The organism is Streptomyces sp. NPDC018026 (genome assembly GCF_044327745.1).
Taxonomy (GTDB): domain Bacteria; phylum Actinomycetota; class Actinomycetes; order Streptomycetales; family Streptomycetaceae; genus Streptomyces; species Streptomyces rubrogriseus.
The window spans coordinates 158,870-182,689 of the sequence record NZ_JBIRFY010000009.1 but is presented as its reverse complement, the minus strand read 5'-3'; the positions used below and the strand labels follow the sequence as shown (position 1 = coordinate 182,689).

The 23,820-nt window shown below is 72.5% G+C and carries 19 protein-coding genes; 7 read left to right on the top strand and 12 right to left on the bottom strand.

Features of this window, described 5'->3' with window-relative positions; genetic code table 11:
- Window positions 1-52 precede the first annotated feature (52 nt).
- From cydD to ACH4D3_RS26920, 3 genes are all read left to right on the top strand, one after another.
- Window positions 53-3,571 (top strand): thiol reductant ABC exporter subunit CydD, encoded by a 3,519-nt coding sequence (cydD, locus tag ACH4D3_RS26930; protein ID WP_398326822.1) that lies wholly within the window; start codon window positions 53-55, stop codon window positions 3,569-3,571.
- 81 nt (window positions 3,572-3,652) lie between these two features.
- Window positions 3,653-5,335, top strand: coding sequence for a GAF domain-containing sensor histidine kinase (locus ACH4D3_RS26925; protein WP_398326819.1), 1,683 nt, complete (start codon window positions 3,653-3,655; stop codon window positions 5,333-5,335).
- 122 nt (window positions 5,336-5,457) lie between these two features.
- On the top strand, window positions 5,458-6,507 hold the full coding sequence (locus tag ACH4D3_RS26920; protein ID WP_398326816.1) for a peptidoglycan DD-metalloendopeptidase family protein: 1,050 nt from the start codon (window positions 5,458-5,460) through the stop codon (window positions 6,505-6,507).
- 71 nt (window positions 6,508-6,578) lie between these two features.
- On the opposite strand, the gene ACH4D3_RS26915 is transcribed toward ACH4D3_RS26920, so the two are convergent.
- The 6 genes from ACH4D3_RS26915 to ACH4D3_RS26890 all read right to left on the bottom strand — a co-directional run bounded on the left by ACH4D3_RS26915 (window position 6,579) and on the right by ACH4D3_RS26890 (window position 12,253).
- A complete protein-coding gene (locus ACH4D3_RS26915; protein WP_398326813.1) occupies window positions 6,579-7,466 on the bottom strand; it encodes an HAD family hydrolase in 888 nt (295 codons plus the stop codon).
- An 86-nt stretch (window positions 7,467-7,552) separates the two neighbouring features.
- A complete protein-coding gene (locus ACH4D3_RS26910; RefSeq protein WP_398326810.1) occupies window positions 7,553-8,458 on the bottom strand; it encodes an LLM class flavin-dependent oxidoreductase in 906 nt (301 codons plus the stop codon).
- 53 nt (window positions 8,459-8,511) lie between these two features.
- Complete coding sequence (locus ACH4D3_RS26905) at window positions 8,512-8,970, bottom strand: hypothetical protein (RefSeq protein ID WP_398326807.1); 459 nt, start codon at window positions 8,968-8,970, stop codon at window positions 8,512-8,514.
- 6 nt (window positions 8,971-8,976) lie between these two features.
- Window positions 8,977-9,525: an RNA 2'-phosphotransferase gene (locus ACH4D3_RS26900; RefSeq protein WP_398326804.1), complete on the bottom strand. Its 549-nt coding sequence runs from the start codon at window positions 9,523-9,525 to the stop codon at window positions 8,977-8,979.
- 110 nt (window positions 9,526-9,635) lie between these two features.
- Window positions 9,636-11,393 (bottom strand): SDR family oxidoreductase, encoded by a 1,758-nt coding sequence (locus ACH4D3_RS26895; protein WP_398326801.1) that lies wholly within the window; start codon window positions 11,391-11,393, stop codon window positions 9,636-9,638.
- Window positions 11,390-12,253, bottom strand: a complete 864-nt coding sequence (locus ACH4D3_RS26890) for a M24 family metallopeptidase (RefSeq protein ID WP_398326798.1) — start codon at window positions 12,251-12,253, stop codon at window positions 11,390-11,392. The genes ACH4D3_RS26895 and ACH4D3_RS26890 overlap by 4 nt, the downstream gene beginning before the upstream one ends.
- Before the next feature lie 274 nt (window positions 12,254-12,527).
- Here ACH4D3_RS26890 and ACH4D3_RS26885 point away from each other — a divergent pair, with 274 nt between their 5' ends.
- The 4 genes from ACH4D3_RS26885 to ACH4D3_RS26870 are packed head-to-tail and all read left to right on the top strand — an operon-like array spanning window position 12,528 to window position 16,030.
- Window positions 12,528-13,490 carry an ABC transporter ATP-binding protein gene (locus ACH4D3_RS26885; protein ID WP_398327067.1) on the top strand — a complete coding sequence of 321 codons (963 nt, stop codon included), beginning with the start codon at window positions 12,528-12,530 and terminating at the stop codon, window positions 13,488-13,490.
- Window positions 13,480-14,391 (top strand): ABC transporter permease, encoded by a 912-nt coding sequence (locus ACH4D3_RS26880; RefSeq protein WP_398326795.1) that lies wholly within the window; start codon window positions 13,480-13,482, stop codon window positions 14,389-14,391. Before ACH4D3_RS26885 ends, ACH4D3_RS26880 begins: the two co-directional genes overlap by 11 nt.
- The gene (locus ACH4D3_RS26875; RefSeq protein ID WP_398326792.1) at window positions 14,388-15,299 is read left to right on the top strand and encodes an ABC transporter ATP-binding protein; all 912 of its coding nucleotides are present in this window, start codon (window positions 14,388-14,390) and stop codon (window positions 15,297-15,299) included. Before ACH4D3_RS26880 ends, ACH4D3_RS26875 begins: the two co-directional genes overlap by 4 nt.
- An 11-nt stretch (window positions 15,300-15,310) precedes the next feature.
- On the top strand, window positions 15,311-16,030 hold the full coding sequence (locus ACH4D3_RS26870) for an ABC transporter permease subunit (RefSeq protein ID WP_398326789.1): 720 nt from the start codon (window positions 15,311-15,313) through the stop codon (window positions 16,028-16,030).
- 219 nt (window positions 16,031-16,249) lie between these two features.
- Here ACH4D3_RS26870 and ACH4D3_RS26865 read toward each other — a convergent pair whose 3' ends face one another.
- From ACH4D3_RS26865 to ACH4D3_RS26840, 6 genes are all read right to left on the bottom strand, one after another.
- Window positions 16,250-17,092 carry an HAD family hydrolase gene (locus tag ACH4D3_RS26865; protein WP_398326786.1) on the bottom strand — a complete coding sequence of 281 codons (843 nt, stop codon included), beginning with the start codon at window positions 17,090-17,092 and terminating at the stop codon, window positions 16,250-16,252.
- Entirely contained in the window at window positions 17,089-18,366 is a 1,278-nt protein-coding gene (serS, locus tag ACH4D3_RS26860; protein ID WP_398326783.1) for a serine--tRNA ligase, read from the bottom strand. Before serS ends, ACH4D3_RS26865 begins: the two co-directional genes overlap by 4 nt.
- A gap of 509 nt (window positions 18,367-18,875) precedes the next feature.
- Entirely contained in the window at window positions 18,876-19,808 is a 933-nt protein-coding gene (gene pheA, locus ACH4D3_RS26855) for a prephenate dehydratase (protein ID WP_121716858.1), read from the bottom strand.
- An 80-nt stretch (window positions 19,809-19,888) separates the two neighbouring features.
- Window positions 19,889-21,229 carry an iron uptake transporter deferrochelatase/peroxidase subunit gene (efeB, locus tag ACH4D3_RS26850; protein WP_398326779.1) on the bottom strand — a complete coding sequence of 447 codons (1,341 nt, stop codon included), beginning with the start codon at window positions 21,227-21,229 and terminating at the stop codon, window positions 19,889-19,891.
- A gap of 8 nt (window positions 21,230-21,237) precedes the next feature.
- Window positions 21,238-23,301: a copper resistance CopC/CopD family protein gene (locus ACH4D3_RS26845; RefSeq protein WP_398326776.1), complete on the bottom strand. Its 2,064-nt coding sequence runs from the start codon at window positions 23,299-23,301 to the stop codon at window positions 21,238-21,240.
- Window positions 23,302-23,314: 13 nt separating this feature from the next.
- Window positions 23,315-23,812 (bottom strand): copper chaperone PCu(A)C, encoded by a 498-nt coding sequence (locus ACH4D3_RS26840; RefSeq protein ID WP_398326773.1) that lies wholly within the window; start codon window positions 23,810-23,812, stop codon window positions 23,315-23,317.
- Window positions 23,813-23,820: the final 8 nt, after the last annotated feature.

Here is a 23,820-nt window from a genome sequence, read left to right as displayed (position 1 = left end):
AACGTCGCGAAACGTCGGAACGCATCCCGCCGGGCAGGAAGGCCAGTTTCACGTGAAACCCATCGATCCACGTCTTCTGCGGTACGCCCGCGCCACCAGGCTCTTCCTGGCCGCGGTCGTCGCCCTGGGTGCCGTCGGGGCCGGACTGCTCGTCGCCCAGGCCATGCTCATCGCCGAGGTGGTGGTCGGCGCCTTCCAGCACGGCACGACGGCCGCCGGACTCCGCACCCCGCTGCTGCTGTTGGTGGCCGTCGCGTGCGGCCGGGCGCTGGTCGGCTGGCTCACCGAACTGGCCGCGCACCGGGCGAGCGCCGCGGTCAAGTCGGAGCTGCGGGGCCGACTGCTGGAACGGGCCACCGCGCTCGGCCCCGGCTGGCTGGGCGGACAGCGGACCGGCTCGCTGGTCGCCCTCGCCACCCGGGGCGTCGACGCCCTCGACGACTACTTCTCGCGCTATCTGCCGCAACTGGGCCTCGCGGTCGTCGTGCCGGTGGCGGTGCTGGCCCGCATCGTGACCGAGGACTGGGTCTCGGCGGCCATCATCGTCGGCACCCTCCCCCTCATCCCGGTCTTCATGATGCTGATCGGCTGGGCCACCCAGTCCCGGATGGACCGCCAGTGGCGGCTGCTGTCGCGACTGTCGGGACACTTCCTGGACGTGGTCGCGGGGCTGCCCACGCTGAAGGTCTTCGGCCGGGCCAAGGCGCAGGCCGAGTCGATCAAGCGCATCACCGGCGAGTACCGCCGGGCGACCATGCGGACCCTGCGAATCGCCTTCCTGTCGTCCTTCGCGCTGGAACTGCTCGCCACGCTGTCCGTCGCGCTCGTCGCCGTCACCATCGGCATGCGCCTGGTCCACGGGGACATGGCGTTGTACGACGGCCTGGTCGTGCTCGTCCTCGCGCCGGAGGCGTATCTGCCGCTGCGGCAGGTGGGGGCGCAGTACCACGCGGCGGCCGAGGGCCTCGCCGCCGCCGAGGACATCTTCTCGGTGCTGGAGCGTCCGGTACCGGCGTCGGGGACCGGCCCGGTTCCGGCGGACGGTGCGCTGCGTTTCGAGGGCGTGACGGTCCGCTATCCCGGACGCGCCGCGGCGGCCGTCACGGACGTGGACTTCACCGTCGAGCCCGGGGAGACGGTCGCGCTCGTCGGTCCCAGTGGCGCCGGCAAGTCGACGCTCCTGAACGCCCTGCTCGGCTTCGTTCCCCCGACCGGGGGGCGGGTCCGGGTCGGGGGAGCCGACCTCGCCTCGCTCGATGTCGCGCAGTGGCACGCCCGCGTCGCCTGGGTGCCCCAGCATCCGCACCTGTACGCCGGCACCATCGCGGAGAACGTACGGCTGGCCCGGCCCGACGCCGACGACGGCGCCGTGCGCCGGGCCCTGCGGGACGCGGGCGCCCTGGAGTTCGTGGACGCGCTGCCCGAGGGCACGGCGACCGTCCTCGGGGAGGACGGAACCGGCCTGTCCGCGGGACAGCGGCAGCGGCTGGCGCTGGCCCGGGCGTTTCTCGCGGACCGGCCGGTGCTGCTGCTCGACGAGCCGACGGCGGCCCTGGACGGGGCCACCGAGGCGGAGGTGGTGGACGCCGTCCGCAGGCTGGCGCAGGGGCGTACGGTCCTGCTGGTGGTGCACCGCCCGGCGCTGCTGGAGGTCGCCGACCGGGTGGTGCGGCTGGAAGCGCCGGCGGGCGTCGCCGGGGCCGAGGACAGCGGCGGACCACCCGCGGCGGCCCAGGACAGCCCGCGCACCGCCGCTCCGGGTTCCTTCGACGAGCCGGCCGCCGCGTCCGCCGGGCCTGCCGGGCCCGCCGCGAAGGCGCGGGGAGGCGTGCTGTCCCGGGTCCGCGCCATGTCCGGCGCCCGGCGCGGGCGGCTCGGCCTCGCGCTGCTGCTCAGCAGTCTGGCGCTGGGCAGCGCCGTCGGTCTGATGGCGACCTCCGGGTACCTCATCTCCCGGGCCTCCGAGCAGCCGCCGGTGCTGTACCTGATGGTGGCCGTGACGGCGACGCGGGCCTTCGGCATCGGGCGGGCCGTGTTCCGCTACGCGGAACGGCTGGTGTCGCACGACGCCGTGCTGCGGATGCTGGCCGACACGCGAGTCGCCGTGTACCGGCGGCTGGAGCGGCTGGCCCCGGCCGGGCTGCGGCATAGCCGCCGGGGCGACCTGCTGTCCCGGCTCGTCGCCGACGTCGACGCCTTGCAGGACTACTGGCTGCGCTGGCTGCTGCCCGCCGGAAGCGCGCTGGTCGTCTCCGCCGCCTCGGTCGGGTTCACGGCCTGGCTGCTGCCGGAGGCCGGCGCCGTGCTCGCGGTCGGCCTGCTCGCGGCCGGTGTCGGCGTTCCACTGCTCACCGCGGCCGTGGCACGGCGCGCGGAGCACCGGCTGGCCCCCGCCAGGGGTGTGCTCGCCACCCGGGTGACGGAACTGCTCACCGGTACCGCCGAGCTGACCGTCGCCGGTGCCCTGCCCGGTCGTGCCGCCGAGGCCCGGCGGGCCGACGGCACCCTCACCCGGATCGCCTCGCGCGCCGCCACGGCCACCGCGCTGGGCGACGGGCTCACCGCACTGGTCTATGGCCTGACCGTCGCGGGCGCCGCCCTCGTCGGGATCCAGGCGGTCGCCGACGGCCGGCTCGCCGGCGTGGCCATGGCGGTCGTCGTCCTGACCCCGCTGGCCGCCTTCGAGGCAGTCCTCGGACTGCCGCTCGCCGTGCAGTACCGCCAGCGCGTGCGCAGGAGCGCCGAGCGCGTGTACGAGGTGCTCGACGCCCCGGAGCCGGTGCGGGAGCCGGAGATGCCCGGGCAGGCCCCCGCCTCGCCGTTCCCGGTGGTCGTCGAAGGGCTGGCCGCGCGTCACCCCGGGCAGGACAGGGACGCGCTGGCGGGCCTGGACCTGACCCTGGAAGAGGGTCGCCGCGTCGCCGTGGTCGGACCGTCCGGGTCCGGCAAGACGACCCTCGCCCAGGTGCTGCTGCGCTTCCTCGACTCGGACGCGGGCTCCTACACGCTGGCCGGTGCCGACGCCTACGCCCTGGCCGGCGACGACGTACGGCGGCTCGTCGGGCTGTGCGCCCAGGACGCGCACCTCTTCGACAGCTCGGTCCGCGAGAACCTGCTGCTGGCCAGGAAGGACGCCACCGAGGGCGAACTGCGGGACGCGCTGGCGCGGGCCCGGCTGCTGGAGTGGGCCGACAGCCTGCCCGACGGTCTGGACACGCTGGTCGGGGAACACGGGGCCCGGTTGTCCGGCGGCCAGCGCCAGCGGCTCGCGCTGGCCCGGGCGCTCCTCGCCGACTTCCCCGTCCTCGTGCTCGACGAGCCCGCCGAGCACCTCGACCTGCCGACCGCCGACGCGCTCACCGCCGATCTGCTGGCCGCCACCGAGGGCCGTACGAGCGTGTTGATCACGCACCGGCTGGCGGGACTGGGGGCGGTGGACGAGGTGATCGTGCTGGACCGGGGCCGGGTCGTGCAGCGCGGTACGTACGCGGAGCTGGCGGCGGTGCCGGGGCCGCTGCGGGAGATGGCCGGGCGGGAGGCGGCGGCGGAACTGCTGGTGGGAGCGGTGTGACCGGCCGGCCCGGCCTCGGGTCCGCAAAAATTTGCCGCAATACGACTTTCCTGAACAAAAAGGTCTCATTAGGCTCGGGTCATGCCCCCAGCGCCGCCTCCCGGCTCCCCGCCGCCCCGTGCGGAGGCCTCCGCAGAACTACTGGCACGGGTGCCGAAACTGCTGGACGCGATGCGGTCCGTCGGCAGCGGACTGGAGCTGCACTCCACACTGCGCCGGATCTGCGAGACGGCCGCCGACCTGGCGCACGCCCGGTACGCGGCCATCGGCGTCGTCGACGAGGACGGCGACGGCCTCGCCGACTTCGTGCACCACGGTCTGGACGAGGCGACGGTCCGGCGCGTCGGCCACCTCCCGGACGGCCGCAAGGGACTGCTCGGCGCGCTCATCCGCGATCCCGAGCCGGTCCGGCTGACCGACCTGACCCAGGACCCGCGCTCCTGCGGCTTCCCCGGGCACCATCCGCCGATGCGCAGCTTCCTGGGCGTCCCCATCCGTGTGCAGGGCGAGATCTTCGGCAACCTCTACCTGACCGACAAGCTCGCGGGTGGGCCCTTCGACGACCACGACCTCGCCATGGTCCGGGTCCTGGCCACCGAGGCCGGTATCGCCATCGGCAACGCGCGACTGTACGAGGCCGCCCAGCAGCGGGAGCGGTGGATCGACGGCTCGGTCGCCGTCACCACCGCCCTGCTGTCCGGCGGCGACACCGACGACGCCCTGCAGACCGTCGCCGAGCAGGCCCGCCGTCTGTCCGGGGCGGCCGCCGGGATCGTCCTGCTGCCGGCCGACGGGGGCGGCCTGGAGATCGTGGCCGTCGACGCGCCGCATCCCACGAACGCCCTCGGCGCGGTCATCCCGCCCGAGAACGGCATCGTGGCGGAACTGCTCGCCGGTCGGCCCGTGTTCGTGGACGACGCCGCCACCGACCCCCGCCTGAACGCCGGACCGGCGCGCTCCTACGGCCCGGTCATGCTGGTGCCGCTGTGCCGGGACGGGAAGGTCCTCGGGGGCCTGGTCATGCCGCGTGCCCGGGGAGAGCGCCCGTTCACCCGGACGGAGCGCGCGCTCGGCGACCGGTTCGCCTCGCAGGCCGCGCTGGCCCTCACGATGGCCGAGGCGCAGCGCGACCGGGAGCGGCTCGCGGTGTACGAGGACCGGGACCGGATCGCCCGGGACCTGCACGACCTCGTCATCCAGCGGCTGTTCGCGACGGGGATGATGCTGGAGAGCGCCCAGCGCAGGTCGGCCGTGCCCGAGGTGCGCGACGGGGTCGGTGGCGCCGTCGACGAACTCGACGTCACCATTCAGGAGATCCGCTCGGCGATCTTCGCCCTCCAGCAGCCGGCCGAGGCGCCCACGGGACTGCGCACCCGCGTACTGCGCGAGATCACCATGGCCGCCGCCCCGCTGGGCTTCACCCCGGCGCACCGCTTCGTCGGCCCGGTCGACACCTCCGTCGGCGACGTGACCGGCAAGAACCTCATCGCCGCACTGCGCGAAACCCTGTCCAACGCCTTCCGGCACGCCCACGCCGGCCGGATCGAGGTGGTCGTCGACGCGACGGCGACCCTGCGGGACGGCCGGCCGGGCGTCCGGCTGACCGTCGCGGACGACGGCGTCGGCGTTCCCGAGGGCGGCCGACGCAGCGGCCTGCGCAACCTGGAGCGCCGCGCCGAGAGCGTGGGCGGTGCCAGTCGGCTCGGGCCGGGCATCGGGGCGGACGGCGGTGGCACGACCGTGCTGTGGGAGGCGCCGTACTGAGCGCCGCCGACGCCGCGTTGCCCCGAGTGCAGCAGCCGCGCTGAGCCGTGTGCAGCAACAAGTCCCCCACTCGTACGACCTGAACGAGACCCCGGGCGGCGCGCGGGTCCACGATCGCTGACATGCGCTCATCCCACCGACGTCCGCTGCTGGTTCCGGTGCTGCTGTGCGCACTCGCCCTGCTCGCGGCCCGCCCCACCGACGGCATGGACGGGGACGCCGGGCCCGGCGCCGGTCTCGGCCCGCAGGCGGCGCGGCTGTACGAGGACGCGGCGAAGGCCACCCGGCAGTACGAGGACGGGCGGCGAGAGGCCGAGGCGCAACGGTCGAAGGCCCTGGAGTACGAGCGCCGGCTCGACGCGCAGCGGCGGAAGACCGACGCCATGCACGAGGACCTGGGCCGGATCGCCCGTGCCCAGTACCGCGACGGCGGCGGCCTCCCGCTCACCGCGCGGATGCTGCTCGCCGACGATCCCGAGGAGCTGATGCGCGGTCAGCGGGCCGTCTCCCGGGCGAATCTGGCCGTCGACCGGGCCATCGGGAAGAACCTGCGGGCCGAGGACCGGCTCGCCGACGAGGAGGCGAAGGCGCGGGCGGCCTGGCAGGCGCTGGAGAAGCGCAACGCCGACCTGGCGAAGCTGAAGAAGGAGATCGAGAGCAAGCTGGAGGTGGTGCGGTCACAGCTGGAGGGGCAGGCGGACTCCTCCGTCGCGGCCGGCGCATGCCCCGGCGCGGTCCGCCTCGACCAGCCGGACGTGCCCTCCGGCCCGGCCTGGGTGGCCCCGGTCGACGCCTACGAGCTGTCGGCGTCCTTCGGCAGCGGCGGGTCCCGGTGGGCGCACCGGCACACCGGCCAGGACTTCGCGGTGCCGGTCGGGACACCGGTGCGGTCGGTCGGCACGGGCCGGGTCCTGAAGGTGTCCTGCGGCGGGGCCTTCGGCATCCAGGTCGTCGTCGAGCACGCGGGCGGCTACTACACGCAGTACGCCCATCTCGCCGCCGTCGCCGTCGACCAGGGCGACCGGGTCGAGGCCGGGCAGTGGATCGGTCAGTCCGGCAGCACCGGCAACTCCACCGGTCCCCATCTGCACTTCGAGGTCCGGGTCACCCCGGAGATGGGCTCGGCCCTCGACCCGGTGCCGTGGCTGTCACAGCGCGGGGTGCCGCTGTGACGGCACCGGACGCGGCACCGGACGCGGCACCGGACGCGGCACCGGACCGGGCGGTCCGCCGAGGCGGGAGGTCAGGGCAGGTCCGACAGCATCCGCTCGATCACGACCGCCACCCCGTCGTCGTTGTTGGCGACCGTCCGCCCCGACGCGGCGGCGATCACATCCGGGTGCGCGTTGCCCATCGCGTACGACCGTCCCGCCCAGGTGAGCATCTCGACGTCGTTCGGCATGTCGCCGAAGGCCACGACCTCCTCGTGCGAGATGCCGCGCTCGGCGCAGCACAGGGCGAGCGTGCTGGCCTTGGAGACGTCGGGGCCGCTGATCTCCAGCAGGGCACTGGGGCTGGACCGGGTGACATTGGCGCGGTCGCCGATGGCGAGGCGGGCCAGCGTGAGGAAGCCGTCCGGGTCCAGCTCCGGATGGAAGGCGAGGATCTTGAGGACGGGCTCGGTGGCGGCGCGCCCGCCCGGCGCCAGGATCTCCTCGGCGGGCAGAAGGTCGTCGGGGACCTCCATGTGCAGCTTCGGGTACGCCGGCTCCTGGTGGAAGCCGTACGTCTGCTCGACCGCGAACACCGTGCCGGGCGCCGCCTCCCGCAGCAGCCGCACGGCGTCAAGCGCGTTCTCCTGCGGCAGCTCGCGGACCTTTACGAACCTGTGCCTGCCGGGGCCGCCGTGCAGGTCGACCACGGCGGCACCGTTTCCGCAGATGGCGAGGCCGTGCCCGTGGACGTGGGCGCTGACGACGTCCATCCAGCGGGCGGGGCGTCCGGTGACGAAGAAGACCTCGATGCCCGCCTTCTCCGCGGCGGCCAGCGCGGCGACCGTACGCGGGGAGACCGACTTGTCGTCGCGCAGCAGGGTGCCGTCGAGGTCGGTGGCGATCAGGCGCGGGCGGGTGGCGGCGGCCGGGGGCTCGGGCTGTCGGGTCGCTGAGGTCACCCGGTCATTGTCACGCATATGCGTGCACGCCCGTGCGCGGCTCCGCACATATGTGAGCTACGGCTCTCCTGCCCGGCTCCCGGTCCCCGCTCGATTCCACGCCCTCATTCCTTCAGCTGGGCCAGCGCCTCCATCGCGATCCGCTCGAAGACCTTCTCGTCCGCGGCGAAGTCCGAGTCCGGGATCGGCCAGTGGACGACCAGCTCGGTGAAGCCCAGGTCGCGGTGGCGTCCGGCGAAGTCCACGAACGCGTCCACGGACGCCAGTGGGCGGCTGCGCTCCGGCGTGAAGCCGGTGAGCAGGACCCGGTCCAGTTCGCCCACCTCGCGGCCGATCGCGGCACAGGCGTCGGCCAGCCGGTCGCCCTGCTGACGCAGCGCACGGTCCGACTGCTGGGGGGTGCCGTTCTCGAACAGCTTCGGGTCGCCGGTGGTCACCCACGCCTGGCCGTGGCGGGCGGCGAGCGCCAGTCCCCGTGGGCCGGTCGCGGCCACCGCGAAGGGCAGCCGGGGCCGCTGTACACACCCCGGGATGTTGCGGGCCTCGTGCGCCGAGTAGAAGTCACCCTCGTACGACACGGCGTCCTCGGTCAGCAGCCGGTCGAGCAGCGGCAGGAACTCGCCGAACCGGTCCGCCCGCTCGCGCGGCGTCCATGGCTCCTGGCCCAGCGCCGTGGCGTCGAAGCCGGTGCCGCCCGCCCCTATGCCGAGCGTGATCCGCCCGCCGGAGATGTCGTCGAGGGAGATCAGTTCCTTGGCGAGCGTCACCGGGTGCCGGAAGTTCGGCGAGGTGACCAGGGTGCCCAGCCGCAGCCGCTCGGTGACGGCCGCGGCGGCGGTGAGGGTCGGCACGGCACCGAACCACGGGCCGTCCCGGAAGCTGCGCCAGGAGAGGTGGTCGTAGGTGTAGGCGGTGTGGAAGCCGAGCTGCTCGGCGCGCGTCCACGTCGAACGGCCGCCCTCGTGCCAGCGGCGGTACGGAAGGATCACGGTGCTCAGGCGCAGACTCATGTCTCCGAGCCTAAGCGGCCGTCCCCCGGTTTCACGTGAAACGGCCCCCGTCGTCACCGTACGCGACTGCTCAGCCACGGCGTGAGGAGGAGCATCGACACATGCTCCTTGTAGGCCCGGTCGCCCGGCAGCGGAACGATCAGGCGGTATCCGGGCGGGAAGCGGCGCCCGTGGACGTGGGCGAGGCCGCCGAAGACGGAGCGCAGGAACGCGGGCACGTCGTCGCGTTCGACATCGGGAAACTCCACGTTCTCGACGGTGAGCAGGGCGTCGCCCTCATGGAAGAGCCGGACGCTCACCCGGGGAACGCCGCCGAACTCGACGAACGCCTCGTGCGGGAGGGAGCCGTCGGTGTCGGTGGTCACCCCCACGCCCGCGGCGCTGTGGCGGGAGGTTTGGTCGGCGCCGATGTCGTCGGTGACCTCGATCTCCAGCGCGTACTCCTGCGCGATGGCGCGCAGGGCAGTGACGGCGGACTGGGTGGTGGGCAGGTGCTCCATGCCCTCGATCATGCGGGTTCAGTGCGGAGCGGGAAAGCGCAGATAGCGGGACGGCACGTGCCGCGTCAGCCAGACCCCGTTCGCGCTGACGTGGAAGACGTGTCCGTCGCGGTGCATGGCGGCGGCGTCCACCGGGAGGACGACCGGCCGGCCGCGGCGTGCCCCCACCCGGGTCGCGGTCTCGCGGTCCGGCGAGAGGTGGACGTCGTGCCGGTTCATCGGCCGCAGGCCCTCGGCCCGAATGGCCTCCAGATGCCGGGCCACGGTCCCGTGGTAGAGGTACGGCGGCGGGGTGGCCACGGGCAGCCGCAGATCCACCTCGATGCTGTGGCCCTGGCTGGCCCGGATGCGGGTCCCCTCCACCGCGAAGCGCCGCTTGTCGTTGGTGGCGACCACGTGGTCGAGCTCTTGGCGGGTGAAGGGGAAGCCGTGCGCGGCCGCCGCGGCGACGAGTGTGTCGATCTCGACCCAGCCGCCCTCGTCGAGCGTGAGCCCGATACTCTCCGGCTGGTGGCGCAGGTGCTTCGACAGATACTTGGACACCTTCACCGTGCGTTCCTGTTGCATGGCACCAGCCTGCCTAGTGAGACGCGTGTCACGCGATCGATTTTGCCGCCAGGGTTTGATCCACAGTCAAATCGAGTTATCCACAGGCTGGTTGGGGGATCCTGTGGAAACTACAGGGGCGGCTTCACCCGGGCGAGGCGCCGCAGCATCCGAGGTGCGAACCGGGACATGAGGTGGGCGCCGCGTGCTTCCGGCGTCACCGGGACCACCGCCCTGTTGCGCACGACCGCCTCCAGCACGGCGTCCGCCACCTTCTCCGGCGGGTAGTTGCGCGCCCCGTACAGCCGGGCGGTGCGCCGCTGCCGGCGCTTCTCCTCCTCGGCGTCCACGCCCGCGAAATGCGCGGTGGAGGTGATGTTGGTGTTGACCAGGCCGGGGCAGATCGCCGTGACACCGATCCCCTGACCGGCCAGCTCGGCGCGCAGGCACTCGCTCAGCATCAGCACGGCCGCCTTCGAGGTGCCGTAGGCGGGCAGCGCCCTGGAGGGCTGGAAGGCCGCCGCCGACGCGGTGTTGACGATGTGGCCGCCCTGCCCGCGCTCGGCCATCTGCCGGCCGAACAGACGACAGCCGTGGATCACGCCCCACAGGTTGACGTCGAGGACCTTCTTCCAGTCCTCCGGCGTGGTGTCGAAGAAGGAGCCCGACAGGCCGATCCCGGCATTGTTCACGAGCACGTCCACCACGCCGTACTCGGCGGCGACCCTGGCCGCCAGCTTCTCCATGGCCTGCTCGTCGGAGACGTCGACGGGCTCCGCCCAGGCGGCCGGCGCACCGATCAGCCGGGACAGCTCCGCGGTCCGGGCGGCGGCCTCGGCGTCCCGGTCGACGGCCACCACGCGCGCCCCGGCCTCGGCGAACGCGAACGCCGTCGCCCGCCCGATGCCGCTGCCCGCACCGGTGACCAGGACCAGCTGCCCGCCGAAGCGGTCCGCGTACTTGCCGCTCGCCGCCGTCTCGGACCGGCCGTCCTCGGTGGCGGTGACGAACTCCGTGATCCAGTGCGCCAGCCGGTCCGGCCGGGTGCGCGGCACCCAGTGCTTCGCGGGCAGCGTGCGCCGGGTGAGCCGCGGCGCCCACAGCTCGAGGCCGTCGTAGAGCCGCTCCGACAGGAACGCGTCGCCGAGGGGCGTGATGAGCTGCACGGGCGCGTGCGCGTAGGCGTCCTCGCGCGGCCTGCGCAGCCGGGGCCGGACGTTGTCCCGGTACAGCCACGCCCCGTGTGCGGCGTCCGACGGCAGGGACGGGGTCGGGTAGTCGCCGCCGGGCACCTTCTCGACGCGCTCCAGGATGCCCGGCCAACGCTTGCCGAGAGGGCCGCGCCAGGCCAGCTCCGGGAGCACGGGGGTGTGCAGCAGATAGACGTACCAGGACTTGGCGCCCTGGCCGAGGAGCTGTCCGACCCGGCGCGGGGTGGGACGCCTGAGACGCTTGTTGATCCAGTGCCCGAAGTGGTCGAGGGAGGGGCCGGACATCGAGGTGAAGGAGGCGATGCGCCCCTCGGTGCGCTTGACCGTGACGAACTCCCAGGACTGCACCGAGCCCCAGTCGTGGCCCACCAGGTGCACCGGGCGGTCCGGGCTGACCGCGTCGGCCACAGCCAGGAAGTCGTCCGTCAGCTTCTCCAGCGTGAACCCGCCCCGCAGCGGGCTCGGCGCGCTGGACCGGCCGTGGCCGCGGACGTCGTAGAGGACCACGTGGAAGCGGTCGGCCAGGCGGGCGGCGACCTCGGACCAGACCTCCTTGCTGTCCGGGTAGCCGTGCACCAGGACGACCGTGGGCCGCCGCGGATCGCCCAGCTCCGCCACGCACAGCTCGACCCCGCCCGTGCGCACCCGGCGCTCCCGCGCACCCTCCAGCACCGTCATGTCTCCTCCGCCCAGCGCCGCACGTGCGGCAGATCGTCGTCCAGCCAGAAGGCGCTCTCCTCGGGATCCGCGGAGTCGGTGACGACCAGGATCTCCTCGAACTTCGCGCCCGTACCCCGGAAACCGAGGTGGGGTTCGACCGCCCACAGCCCCGGGTGGGGCGGGTGGTCGGAGAAGCGGTACGGGGACCACAGCGGGGACCAGCCCTCGCGGTGGCCGTGCAGCGCGTCGCTGGCCAGCCCCTTGAGCGACTGCGTGCCGAAGCCGAACAGGCGCGGGGACAGCCGCCGTTCCGGCACCCGGTCCACCTTGTGGGCGATCACGCCGAAGGGATAGGCGCGGTGCCGGTTGGCACAGCCCTGGCGGACCATGAGCCGGTCCACGTCCTCGTAGATCTCCCGCAGCGGCCTGCGTTCGCGCACCTCGCGCAGGATCAGCTCGCGGTGCGCCGCCAGGTCGGCCGCCAGCCGGTGCTGCACGGGGTTGGGGCCGAGCGCCCCGGAGTAGCCGATGTCGGCGGTGAATCCCCGGTACACCGGCGCCATGTCCAGGATGAACGGCATTCCCGGCTCCAGCCGGCGACTCGTGGGGAAGAACTGCAGCGGCACCCGGAAGCCCGTGAACGCCGTGCGGTCGCCGAACCAGGCGAAGGGCAGGTGGAACCAGTCCCGCACACCCCGCTCCCGCAGCCACGCGCGCTGCATGCGGGCGGCGTCGCGCTCGGTCACGCCCGGCTCCAGCCGGGCGGCCACGGCCTCGGCGCATTCGTAGGCGAGGCGCTGCACCTCGCGGAAACCCCGCAGTTCCGCGCGGAGCCCGGCCGTTGCCGTCGCCGTCGTCGCCGTGGCTGTCGTCGCCATCGGGTCACCCATGCCGTGCCACCCCCGTCCCACCGTCCGCACCGTCGCGACGCCCTCCGCGCCGACCGTGCTACTCGTCCGTAACGTGACGCCGCCGAATCTCCCAGTTGTTAGACCCGACGTCAATAGGACGGCCGGGGCGGCTCGGAAGCCGGTGCCGTGGCTCTCAGGTACGGCATCCCCTACGGGCCCGTACTACTCGAGTCTGACGCCAAGACGGCTCTGCGGTCTGACGACCGCAGTGGCGGACGTCACTACTGTCATCGATGTGACTGTGATCGCGACCGAAAGCCTGAGCAAGCGGTTCCCCCGGGTGACCGCGCTCGACCGGCTCTCCGTGGACGTCGGACCCGGTGTGACCGGACTCGTCGGTGCCAACGGCGCCGGCAAGTCCACCCTGATCAAGATCCTGCTGGGTCTGTCTCCCGCCACCGAGGGCCGGGCCGAAGTGCTCGGACTCGATGTCGCCACCAAGGGCGCCGACATCCGCGAGCGGGTCGGCTACATGCCGGAGCACGACTGCCTGCCGCCCGACGTCTCGGCCACCGAGTTCGTCGTCCACATGGCACGCATGTCCGGCCTGCCGCCCGCCGCCGCCCGCGAGCGCACCGCCGACACCCTGCGCCACGTCGGCCTCTACGAGGAGCGCTACCGCCCCATCGGCGGCTACTCGACGGGCATGAAGCAGCGGGTCAAACTCGCGCAGGCCCTCGTGCACGACCCCCAGCTGGTCTTCCTCGACGAGCCGACCAACGGCCTCGACCCGGTCGGCCGCGACGAGATGCTCGGCCTCATCCGCCGCATCCACACCGACTTCGGCATCTCCGTCCTGGTCACCTCGCACCTGCTGGGCGAGCTCGAGCGCACCTGCGACCACGTCGTCGTCGTGGACGGCGGCAAGCTGCTGCGCTCCAGCTCCACCACGGACTTCACCCAGACCACCACGACCCTCGCGATCGAGGTCACCGACACAGACGCACACCCCGACGGCACCCGCGCGGTGCGCGACGCGCTCGACGCGCGCGGGGTCACCGTCCAGGACGGCAGCGGCCTGCCCGGCGCCGGGCACGTCCTGCTGCTCACCTCGGCGGGCGAGGAGACCTACGACCTGGTCCGCGACGTCATAGCCGACCTCGGCCTCGGCCTGGTCCGCATGGAGCAGCGCCGGCACCACATCTCGGAGGTCTTCACCGACAGCGACGCAGCACGGAAGGAGGCGGTCGGCCATGGCAGCTGAACAGCCCACAGCCACGGTGGCACCGGGTGACCAGACCCGCATCCACAACATCGGCTACCGCAGTTACGACGGCCCCCGCCTCGGCCGCGCCTACGCCCGCCGTTCGCTGTACTCGCAGTCCCTGCGCGGTGCCTACGGCCTCGGGCGCTCGGCCAAGTCCAAGGTGCTGCCGGCGCTGCTGTTCGTGGTGATGTGCCTCCCGGCGGGCATCATGGTCGCGGTGGCCGTCGCCACCAAGACCAACGACCTGCCCGTGGACTACACGCGCTACGCGATCCTCCTGCAAGCCGTCATCAGTCTCTACGTCGCGGCCCAGGCCCCCCAGTCCGTCTCCCGCGACCTGCGCTTCAAGACCGTGCCGCTGTACTTCTCCCGGCCGATCGAGACCTCCGACTACGTGCGCGCCAAGTACGCCTCGCTGGCCTCGGCCCTGTTCATCCTCACCGCCGCACCCCTGCTGGTGCTCTACGTGGGTGCGCTGCTCGCCAAACTCGACTTCGCGGACCAGACCAAGGGGTTCGCCCAGGGACTGGTCTCCGTGGCACTGCTCTCCCTGCTCTTCGCCGGCCTCGGCCTGGTCGTCGCATCGGTCACCCCGCGCCGCGGCTTCGGCATCGCGGCCGTCATCGCCGTCCTGACCATCACCTACGGCGCGGTCTCCACGCTCCAGGCCATCGCGGACGACCAGGGCAGCTCCGGGGCCGTCCCCTGGATAGGCCTGTTCTCGCCGATCACCCTCATCGACGGAGTGCAGTCCGCCTTCCTGGGCGCCACCTCCGCCTCCCCCGGCGGGGCAGGCCCGAGCAACGGCGAGGGCGCGGTCTACGTCCTCGTCACCCTGGGCCTGATCGCCGGCGCCTACGGCCTGCTGATGCGCCGCTACAAGAAGGTGGGACTGTGACCACGCTGAACATCGACCACGTCTCCCGCTGGTTCGGCAACGTGGTCGCCGTCAACGACATCACCATGACGATCGGCCCCGGCGTCACCGGCCTGCTCGGCCCCAACGGCGCGGGAAAGTCCACCCTCATCAACATGATGGGCGGCTTCCTCGCCCCCTCCACCGGCAGCGTCACGCTCGACGGCCAGCCGGTCTGGCGCAACGAGGACATCTACAAGCAGATCGGCATCGTCCCCGAGCGGGAGGCGATGTACGACTTCCTCACCGGCCGCGAATTCGTCCTCGCCAACGCCGAACTGCACGGGCTCGGGGCCAAGGCGGCCGACGAGGCCCTCGCCACCGTGGAGATGGCCTACGCCCAGGACCGGAAGATCGCCACCTACTCCAAGGGCATGCGCCAGCGCGTGAAGATGGCGTCCGCCCTCGTCCACCAGCCGTCGCTGCTCCTGCTCGACGAGCCGTTCAACGGCATGGACCCGCGTCAGCGCATGCAGCTGATGGACCTGCTGCGGCGCATGGGCGACGAGGGCCGCACCGTGCTGTTCTCCTCGCACATCCTGGAAGAGGTCGAACAGCTCGCCTGGCACATCGAGGTCATCGTCGCCGGACGCCACGCGGCCAGCGGCGACTTCCGCAAGATCCGCCGCCTGATGACCGACCGGCCGCACCGCTACCTGGTGCGTTCCAGCGACGACCGGGCCCTCGCGGCCGCGCTGATCGCCGACCCGTCGACCTCCGGCATCGAGGTCGACCTCGCCGAGGGCGCCCTGCGCATCCAGGCCGTCGACTTCGGCCGGTTCACGGTCCTGCTGCCGAAGGTCGCCCGCGACCACGGCATCCGGCTGCTCACGGTCTCGCCGTCCGACGAGTCCCTCGAGTCCGTCTTCTCGTATCTCGTCGCGGCGTAGGAGGCCGAAGAATGTACGACCCCACAGTCGCCCGACTCACCTACCGGGCCCTGCTCGGCCGCCGCCGGGCCCTCATCCTGGGCGTTCTCCCCCTGCTGCTGCTCGTCATCGCCGTCGCGGTGCGCGCCCTCGCCGGAGCCGACGACCAGACCTCGGCCGACGTGCTGGGCGGGTTCGCCCTCGCCACCATGGTGCCGATCATCGGCGTCATCGCCGGTACCGGCGCCATCGGCCCGGAGATCGACGACGGCTCGGTCGTGTACCTGCTGTCCAAGCCGATCAAGCGGCCGACGATCATCTTCACCAAGCTGATCGTCGCCATAGCCGTGACGATGGTCTTCTCCGCCGTGCCCACGCTGCTCGCGGGCCTGATCCTCAACGGCAACGGCCAGCAGGTCGCCATCGCCTACACGATCGCCGCGCTGGTCGCCTCCATCGCCTACGCCGCGCTGTTCCTGCTGCTGGGCACGGTGTCCCGGCACGCGGTGGTCTTCGGGCTCGTCTACGCCCTCGTCTGGGAGGCACTGTTCGGCTCCCTGGTGGCGGGGGCCCGCACGCTGAGCGTCCAGCAGTGGTCGCTGGCGGTGGCCCAGAAGGTCGCCGACGGGAATCTGGTGACCTCCGACGTCGGTCTGCCGACCGCGACGGTGCTGCTCGCCGTGGTGACCGTGCTCGCCACCTGGTACGCCGGCCAGAAGCTGCGGTCGCTGACGCTCGCCGGGGAGGAGTGACCGCGACCCGTCGGGAACGCGGCGTACGTCCGCTTTAATCGGTGGCGCCCGGCTTCCCGTGGCGGCACTGTGGGGGATGCACGAGGACGGACGGCGCCGGCGCAACGGGAGGCCGCTTCGAGCACGCGGGTCACCCCGCGTGGGCCGACCGACGGGGACGCCGGCGCCGTCCGGACCGTGTGCCGGGGCCACGTCGAGGAGACGGGCCCCGCGTCGGCGTCAGGCCGACAGACGCTCCAGCACCACCGCGATGCCGTCCTCGTCGTTGGAGGACGTCACCTCGTCGGCCACCGCCTTCAGCTCCTCGTGCGCGTTGGCCATCGCCACACCCCAGGCCGCCCAGCCGAACATGGGGACGTCGTTGGGCATGTCGCCGAACGCGATCGTGTCCGACGCCTTCAGACCGAGCCGACGGGCCGCCAGCGACAGACCCGTGGCCTTGGACAGGCCCAAAGGCAACAGCTCGACGACGCCCGCCCCGGCCATGACGACCGTGACGAACCCGCCCGCGGCGCGGCGGGCGGTCTCGGCCAGCTCGTCGTCCGACAGGGTCGGATGCTGGATGTAGATCTTGTTCAGCGGCGCCGACCACAGGTCGGAGGCGTCGGTGAAGGGCACGGCCGGCAGGTCGCCCCCGACCGCGTAGCCCGGGCCGACCAGCACGTCGCCCTCCAGTCCGTCCCGGCTCGCCGCCAGGTACAGCGGACCGGTCTCCGCCTCGATCTTGGCCAGCGCCACCCCGGCCAGCTGCCGGTCCAGGGTCACGGAGGTCAGCAGCCGGTGCTCCCCGGCGTGGTAGACCTGCGCGCCCTGGCCGCAGACGGCGAGCCCCTCGTAACCGAGGTCGTCCAGGATGTGCCGGGTCCACGGCACCGCTCGCCCGGTGACCACGATGTGGGCCGCGCCCGCCGCGGTGGCCGCGGCGAGCGCGTCACGGGTGCGCCGCGAGACCGTGTCGTCGCCGCGCAGCAGCGTGCCGTCGAGGTCGGTGGCGATCAGCCGGTAGGGGAAGCCCCCGGTGGAACCGGTGCCGGGGACCGCGGCGGGGCCGGTGTCAGTCACTTGGCCACCGGCTCCAGGACCTCCCGGCCGCCCAGGTACGGGCGCAGCACCTCGGGAACGCGGACCGAGCCGTCGGCCTGCTGGTGGTTCTCCAGGATCGCCACGATGGTGCGCGGAACGGCGCACAGCGTGCCGTTGAGCGTGGCCAGCGGGCGCACCTTCTTGCCCTCGCGGACGCGGATCGACAGCCGGCGGGACTGGAACTCGGTGCAGTCCGAGGTCGAGGTCAGCTCGCGGTACTTGCCCTGGGTCGGGATCCACGCCTCGCAGTCGTACTTGCGCGCGGCCGAGGAGCCCAGGTCGGCCGAGGCCACGTCGATCACCCGGAACGGCAGCTCCAGCGACGTCAGCCACTGCTTCTCCCACTCCAGCAGGCGCTGGTGCTCGGCCTGCGAGTCCTCGGGAAGGACGTAGGAGAACATCTCGACCTTGTCGAACTGGTGCACGCGGAAGATGCCCCGGGTGTCCTTGCCGTGCGAGCCCGCCTCGCGACGGAAGCAGGGCGAGAAGCCGGCGTAGCGCAGCGGCAGGCGCTCGCCGTCCAGAATCTCGTCCATGTGGTACGCGGCGAGCGGCACCTCGGACGTGCCGACCAGGTACAGGTCGTCCTTGTCGAGGTGGTAGACGTCCTGGGCGGCCTGGCCGAGGAAGCCGGTGCCGGCCATCGACTGCGGGCGCACCAGTGCCGGGGTGAGCATCGGCGTGAAGCCGGCCGCCGTGGCCTGCGCGATCGCCGCGTTGACCAGCGCCAGCTCCAGGAGGGCGCCCACGCCGGTCAGGAAGTAGAAGCGCGAGCCGGAGACCTTGGCGCCGCGCTCCACGTCGATGGCGCCGAGCAGCTGGCCCAGCTCCAGGTGGTCCCTGGGCTCGAATCCCTCGGCGGCGAAGTCGCGGTGCGTGCCGTGCGTCTCCAGCGTGACGAAGTCCTCCTCGCCGCCGACGGGCACGTCGGGGTGGACGAGGTTGCCGAGCCGCTGGAGCAGTTCCTGGGTCTCGGCGTCGGCCGCGTCGCGCTCGGCGTCGGCGGCCTTGACGTCGGTCTTGAGCTGCTCGGCCCGCCTGAGCAGCTCGGCCTTCTCGTCTCCGGCGGCCTTGCCGATCAGCTTGCCGAGGCCCTTCTGCTCGGCGCGCAGCTCGTCGAAGCGGACGCCGGACGACCTGCGCCGTTCGTCGGCGGACAGGAGGGAGTCGACGAGCGCGACGTCCTCTCCACGGGCGCGCTGCGAGGCGCGCACACGGTCGGGGTCCTCACGGAGCAGGCGAAGGTCAATCACGCGGTCAAGGCTACCGGTGCGTGGTGTCGGGTCTCGACCCACTATTGCCGTACGCGGGCGGCACATCCCCTGCGGGGGGTCAATGAAGCGCTGCGGACTCCCCGGAACGAGGCGCCGCACGGGCGCCCGGTTGACCGGATTTCCTTGTGGAGAACGGGACTTGGGACGTGATTGTCCACAGGGATCCACAGTCCGGAAAAGTTATCCACAGGCTGTGCGAAAGATCTGTGGATGCACGGAAGTGATCATTCCTCATTCCTGGAGGCGGGCCGTCCAAACCCTCCAGGCCCCCACTTTCGAGTGGAAACGGGGCACCCGGTGTCACTCCGGAGAATGGGGTGCAAGAAACGAGTGGACGAAGGGTGACCTGGACCCCTGTGGGCGAAGCGGGGGACTGTAGGCGGATATGTCGACTGAATGCCGCTTCGTTGTCGACTTGTCCCCAGGTCGAGAAGCGGACCTGTGGATAACTTCTGTGGACAACGAAAATCAGCAGATAGGCCCGGCGGTCAGAACCGGCCGTCCTGGCAGCGCGCCACCCAGTCCGCCGCCGCCACGAACGCCTCGTCCGAGGTGCCCGGACGCAGTGCGTCCACATCCGCGGGCGTGACCTCCGCACGCGGGTACGACCCCAGATAGCGCACCTGGAGGCAGGACCGCTTCAGGCCCATCAGCGCGTCGGCCACCCGCCGGTCGGAGATGTGCCCCTCGGCGTCGATGCAGAAGCAGTAGTTGCCGATGCCCGCACCGGTGGGCCGGGACTGCAGCAGCATCAGGTTGACGCCCCGGGTGGCGAACTCGCCCAGCAGATCGCGCAGGCCGCCGGGGTGGTCGTCGCGCTGCCAGAGCACTACGGACGTCTTGTCCGCCCCGGTCGGTGCCGCGGGCCGGGCGGGCCGGCCCACCAGCACGAAGCGCGTCTGGGCGTTCTCCGCGTCGTGGATGTCGGCCTCCAGCACCTCGAGACCGTAGCGCTCCGCGGCGAACTCACCGGCGAAGGCGGCGTCGTACCGCCCCTCCTGCACCAGCCGGGCGCCGTCCGCGTTGGAGGCGGCCGACTCCCAGGCGACGTCTGGGAGGTGTGCCTTGATCCAGTTGCGGACCTGGGGCTGCGCGGCCGGGTGGGCGGTGACCGTCTTGATGTCCGACAGCTTGGTGCCGGGCCGGACCAGCAGCGCGAAGGTGATGGACAGCAGCACCTCGCGGTAGATCATCAGCGGCTGGCCGGCGACCAGCTCGTCGAGGGTGGTGGTGATGCCGCCCTCGACGGAGTTCTCGATCGGCACGAACGCGGCCTCGGCCTCGCCGGTGCGCACCGCGTCGAGCGCGGACTGCACGGAGACGTACGGGACCAGTTCCCGGGTCGCCGTCTCCGGGAGAGTGCGCAGGGCGACTTCGGTGAAGGTGCCTTCAGGGCCGAGATACGCGTAACTGGCTGGCATGTCCTCACCCTAATGGGCTCCGGGACACCCGGCTCACGCGTTTCGCACAAGCCCCTCCGCGGGGTGATGCGCCCCCGGATTCACCCCTCCAGCAGCAGCTGACCCACGTACTCTCCCTCCGACGCCCCGCCCGGCACCGCGTACAGGCCGCTCGCCTCGTGCCGGATGAACTTCGACAGCGCGTCGCCCCGGTCCAGCTTGCGCTGCACGGGCACGAAGCCCCGCAGCGGATCGGCCTGCCAGCAGATGAAGAGCAGGCCGGCGTCCGGGACGCCGTCGGTGTCGAAGCCGTCGTGGTACGAGAAGGGTCGGCGGACCATCGCCGCGCCGCCGTTCTGGTCGGGGCGGGTGATCCGGGCGTGGGCGTTGATCGGAACGACGAGCTCTCCGGACCCGTCCGTCTTCTCCAGGTCCATCTCCGTCGTCTCGGTGGCCCCGCTCCCTCCGGACAGCGGCGCCCCGTCGGACTTCCGGCGCCCGATGACGTCCTCCTGCGCCTTGAGCGACAGTTCCTCCCAGTCGTCGAGGAGCATGCGGATGCGGCGTACGACGACGTAGGAGCCGTTCGCCATCCAGGCCGGCCCGCGCTTCCCGGACTCGGGTTCCTCGGGAACGAAGATCCGCCGGTCGAAGTCGGTCTCGCCGGGCTTCGGGTTGCGGGTGCCGTCGACCTGGCCCATGAGGTTGCGGGCGGTCATGGGGTGGGCGGTGGCACCGGGGGAACGGTTGAAGCCGTTCATCTGCCAGCGGACGCGGGCGGCCGTCCCGGCGTCCCGCTGGATGGCGCGCAGGGCGTGAAAGGCCACCAGCGCGTCGTCGGCGCCGATCTGCACCCACAGGTCGCCGTTGCTGCGCTTCTTGTCGAGGTGGTCGGAGGAGAAGTCGGGAAGCGGGTCGAGCGCGACCGGGCGCTGCTTCTCCAGACCGGTCCGGCCGAAGAAGCTGTGCCCGAACCCGAAGGTGACGGTCAGCGAGGAGGGCCCCGCGTCCCGGGCCACGTCCGTGTCACGGCTGCCGGCCGGCTCGCCCGCCATCAGCCGCCGGGCCGTGTCGGACCAGCGGCGCAGCAGCGCGGCGGCCTCCTTGCGCCCGGCGCCCGCCGCGAGGTCGAAGGCGACGAGGTGCCCGCGGGCCTGCATGGGAGTGGTGATGCCGGGCTGATGTTTCCCGTGAAACATCGCCCGCTCGCTGCCGAGCGAGGTGAGGGGGGTGGCGGCGGACGAGGGTGCGGCGGCGTAGCCCGCGGCGGCGCCCGCCGCGCCGAGGACGAGCCCGGTGGCACCGGCGGTGGAGAGCAGCCGCCGGCGCGATACGCCCTCGGGGGCGGCGGTGGCGGCCCCGGCGTTGTCGGAGTCGGGCGGTCCGGGCGTCCCACGGGTCGCCTCGGGGTCTCGGGCCTGCGGAGTGGACTGGTCGGGCATGGTGCGGTTCAGCCGATCTGCGTGTTCTTGGAGATGGTGACCTGGTCGATGTCGGAGGTCCGCACGGTGACGGCGACTTCCCAGTCTCCGGCCATCGGGATCTGCACTCCGCTCGCCGACCAGTGGCCGGTGGTGATGTGGTCGGGGGCGACGGGCAGCGGCCCGATGTCCTTGGCCTTCTGGGTGAGGGCCACCTTCACCTCGGGAATGTCGAAGGCGGTCCCGTCCGGGCGCTCGACGTAGAGGTGCATGTCGTTGGCGCCGACCCGGGCGGGGTCGAGTTCGACCCGTACGACTCCCTTGCCGTTCTGGCTGCCGGTGTCGAAGGGGATGTCCAGCGTCACCGCGCCGGTGGAGGGGGCGGAGGCGGCCGCGGAGGATCCGCCGGCGGCCTTGGCCTCCTCCTCGGTGCGGCCCGGTTCGGTCTGGGTCAGGACGGTGGTCACCACCAGCAGGACGACCGCGATGCCCGCCTCGGCGAGCACGGAGCGGCGCAGCCCGAAGCGGTTCGGATCGGCGTCCCGTTGCCGCTTCTGCCGGGCGGCGTCCACGGCCGCGCGCTGCCGGGCGAGCTGTTCGGCACGCTGGGAGCCGCCCGAGCCCTTCGCCGAGCCCGAACCCGAGCCCTTCGCCGAGCCCGAACCCGAGCCCTTCGCCGAGCCCGAGCCCTTAGCTGTGCCGGAGGCCTTCGCCGTGCCGGATGCCTTCTCGGCGACCTTCGCGTTCCCCGACGTCTTCGTGCCCGCCTTCGCGGAGGCGTTCCCGGACCCCTGCGCGGTGCCGGACGTCTTCCCGGCCTCCTTCTCCGCGCGCCGTGCGGCCGGAAGCCCGGCGACGGCGGGTGCCGCCGCCAGCTGTGCCGTCCACCGCCGCGAGAAGTAGGCGACGCCGACGAGTACGGCGACGAGCCCGATCTTCACCAGGAGCAGCTGTCCGTACCGGGTGTCGGTGAAGGCCGTCCAGGAGCCGAGCTGGCGCCAGGACTGGTAGGTGCCGGTCACCACCAGCGCGATCACGCTGCCGAAGGCGACGCGCGAGAACCGGCGTACGGCGAGGGCGGGCACCGGTGTGTCCGCCGGACCGCGGTACAGGGCGACGAGCAGCGCGGTGAGCCCGCCGAGCCAGGTGGCGACGGCGATCAGGTGGACGACGTCGACCGGCATGGCGAGCCCGGCCTGGAGGCCGACCGAGGCGTGTTCGGACATCGCCCAGGTCGCCGCGAGCCCCGCCGCCACGACGCTCCCGCCGACCGCGAGCCCGAAGGTGAGGTCCCGCTTCTCCTCGTCCTCCCGTTTGTCGTACGCGCCGAAGAGCACGGCGATGAACAGCGCGGCCGCCGCGAGCAGCAGCAGCCGGGAGACCAGTGCGGCGCCGGCCTTGGTCTGGAGGACCTCGCCGAGCAGGTTGAGGTCGAAGACGTCGGCGAACTTCCCGGAACCGGTGTACGAGCCGCGCAGCAGGAGGAGCAGGAGGGTGGCGGCGGTCAGCGCGAGCCACCCGGAGACGACGACCCGTTGCAGGATGCGCACCCCGGAGCCGCGCGGCCAGCAGGCGAGGACGAAGGCCGCGCCGCCCACCAGGACCGCGAACCCGGTGTACGACACATACCGTCCGACGCCGTACAACCCGCCGACGAAGCCGCCACCGGCCGACTGCCCAGAGACGGTGACGGAGGTCTCGGAGGGGGCGCCGACGGAGAAGGTGTAGGCGCCGGCGACCGGGTGGCTGTCGGCGGAGACGACCTGGTAGGTCACGGTGTACGTGCCGTCGGGCAGCCCGGCGTGCAGTTTCACGGAGTAGGTGGTGCCGCCCGTGCCGGACGGCTTGCCGTCGTCGACGCGCTTGCCCTTGGGGTCGAGGACGCGCAGTGAGTCGTCGTCCGTGGAGACCGACTCGGAGAAGGTGAGCGACACCTGGGCCGGAGCCGTGTCGACCACCGCCCCCTCCCGGGGGTCGCTGCCGGTCAGCGCGGCGTGCGCGGAGGCCGGTCCGGCGCCGGCCAGCAGCGCGCAGGCCGCGGCCAGGAGCAGCAGCACCAGGGTCCGGAGGCGCGGGGCGATGGTCTGCGTCAAGGTGGTCCCTCCCTCAGTGTCCGGAGTCTTCGGAGTGCCCGGAGTGTCCGTCGGCGGGCTGGTAGGTGGCCGCCTTCACGGGCAGCTTGACCGTGACGGGGTCGGAGTGGGCGAAGTGCAGTTCGACGGCGACGGACTGTCCCTGCTTCGGCTGTTGCTTCAGCTTCTCGAACATCAGGTGGTTTCCGCCGCTCTTGAACACGAGTTGACCGTGTGCGGGGACCTTGAGGCGGTCGACCTCCTTCATGGTCCCGTCGACGGTCTCGTGCACGGTGATCTCCCCGGCCTCGCTGGTGACGGAGGTCAGTTCGTCGGCCGAGTCGCCCTCGTTGGTGATCGTGAGGAATCCGGCCGCCATCGAGTCGGAGACCGGCTGCGGTATGTAGGCGGCGTCGACCGAGAGTTCGGCGCCGGAGGCCGCGGAGTCGGAGCCGGAGTCCGAGCCGCCGCACCCCGCGAGCGTGAGGGCGCCGATCACCGCGACGGCGGCGAGTGCGGGGCGCCGCCCCACGGGACCTC

Coding starts and splice junctions, on each gene's coding strand:
- ACH4D3_RS26900 (WP_398326804.1), bottom strand. CDS start 9,525: ATGCAACAGGAACGCACGGTGAAGGTGTCCAAGTATCTGTCGAAGCAC.
- efeB (WP_398326779.1), bottom strand. CDS start 21,229: ATGCCCGACCAGTCCACTCCGCAGGCCCGAGACCCCGAGGCGACCCGT.
- ACH4D3_RS26920 (WP_398326816.1), top strand. CDS start 5,458: ATGCGCTCATCCCACCGACGTCCGCTGCTGGTTCCGGTGCTGCTGTGC.
- pheA (WP_121716858.1), bottom strand. CDS start 19,808: ATGCCAGCCAGTTACGCGTATCTCGGCCCTGAAGGCACCTTCACCGAA.
- ACH4D3_RS26890 (WP_398326798.1), bottom strand. CDS start 12,253: ATGGCGACGACAGCCACGGCGACGACGGCGACGGCAACGGCCGGGCTC.
- ACH4D3_RS26870 (WP_398326789.1), top strand. CDS start 15,311: ATGTACGACCCCACAGTCGCCCGACTCACCTACCGGGCCCTGCTCGGC.
- ACH4D3_RS26910 (WP_398326810.1), bottom strand. CDS start 8,458: ATGAGTCTGCGCCTGAGCACCGTGATCCTTCCGTACCGCCGCTGGCAC.
- ACH4D3_RS26895 (WP_398326801.1), bottom strand. CDS start 11,393: ATGACGGTGCTGGAGGGTGCGCGGGAGCGCCGGGTGCGCACGGGCGGG.
- ACH4D3_RS26925 (WP_398326819.1), top strand. CDS start 3,653: ATGCCCCCAGCGCCGCCTCCCGGCTCCCCGCCGCCCCGTGCGGAGGCC.
- ACH4D3_RS26880 (WP_398326795.1), top strand. CDS start 13,480: ATGGCAGCTGAACAGCCCACAGCCACGGTGGCACCGGGTGACCAGACC.
- ACH4D3_RS26905 (WP_398326807.1), bottom strand. CDS start 8,970: ATGATCGAGGGCATGGAGCACCTGCCCACCACCCAGTCCGCCGTCACT.
- ACH4D3_RS26915 (WP_398326813.1), bottom strand. CDS start 7,466: ATGCGTGACAATGACCGGGTGACCTCAGCGACCCGACAGCCCGAGCCC.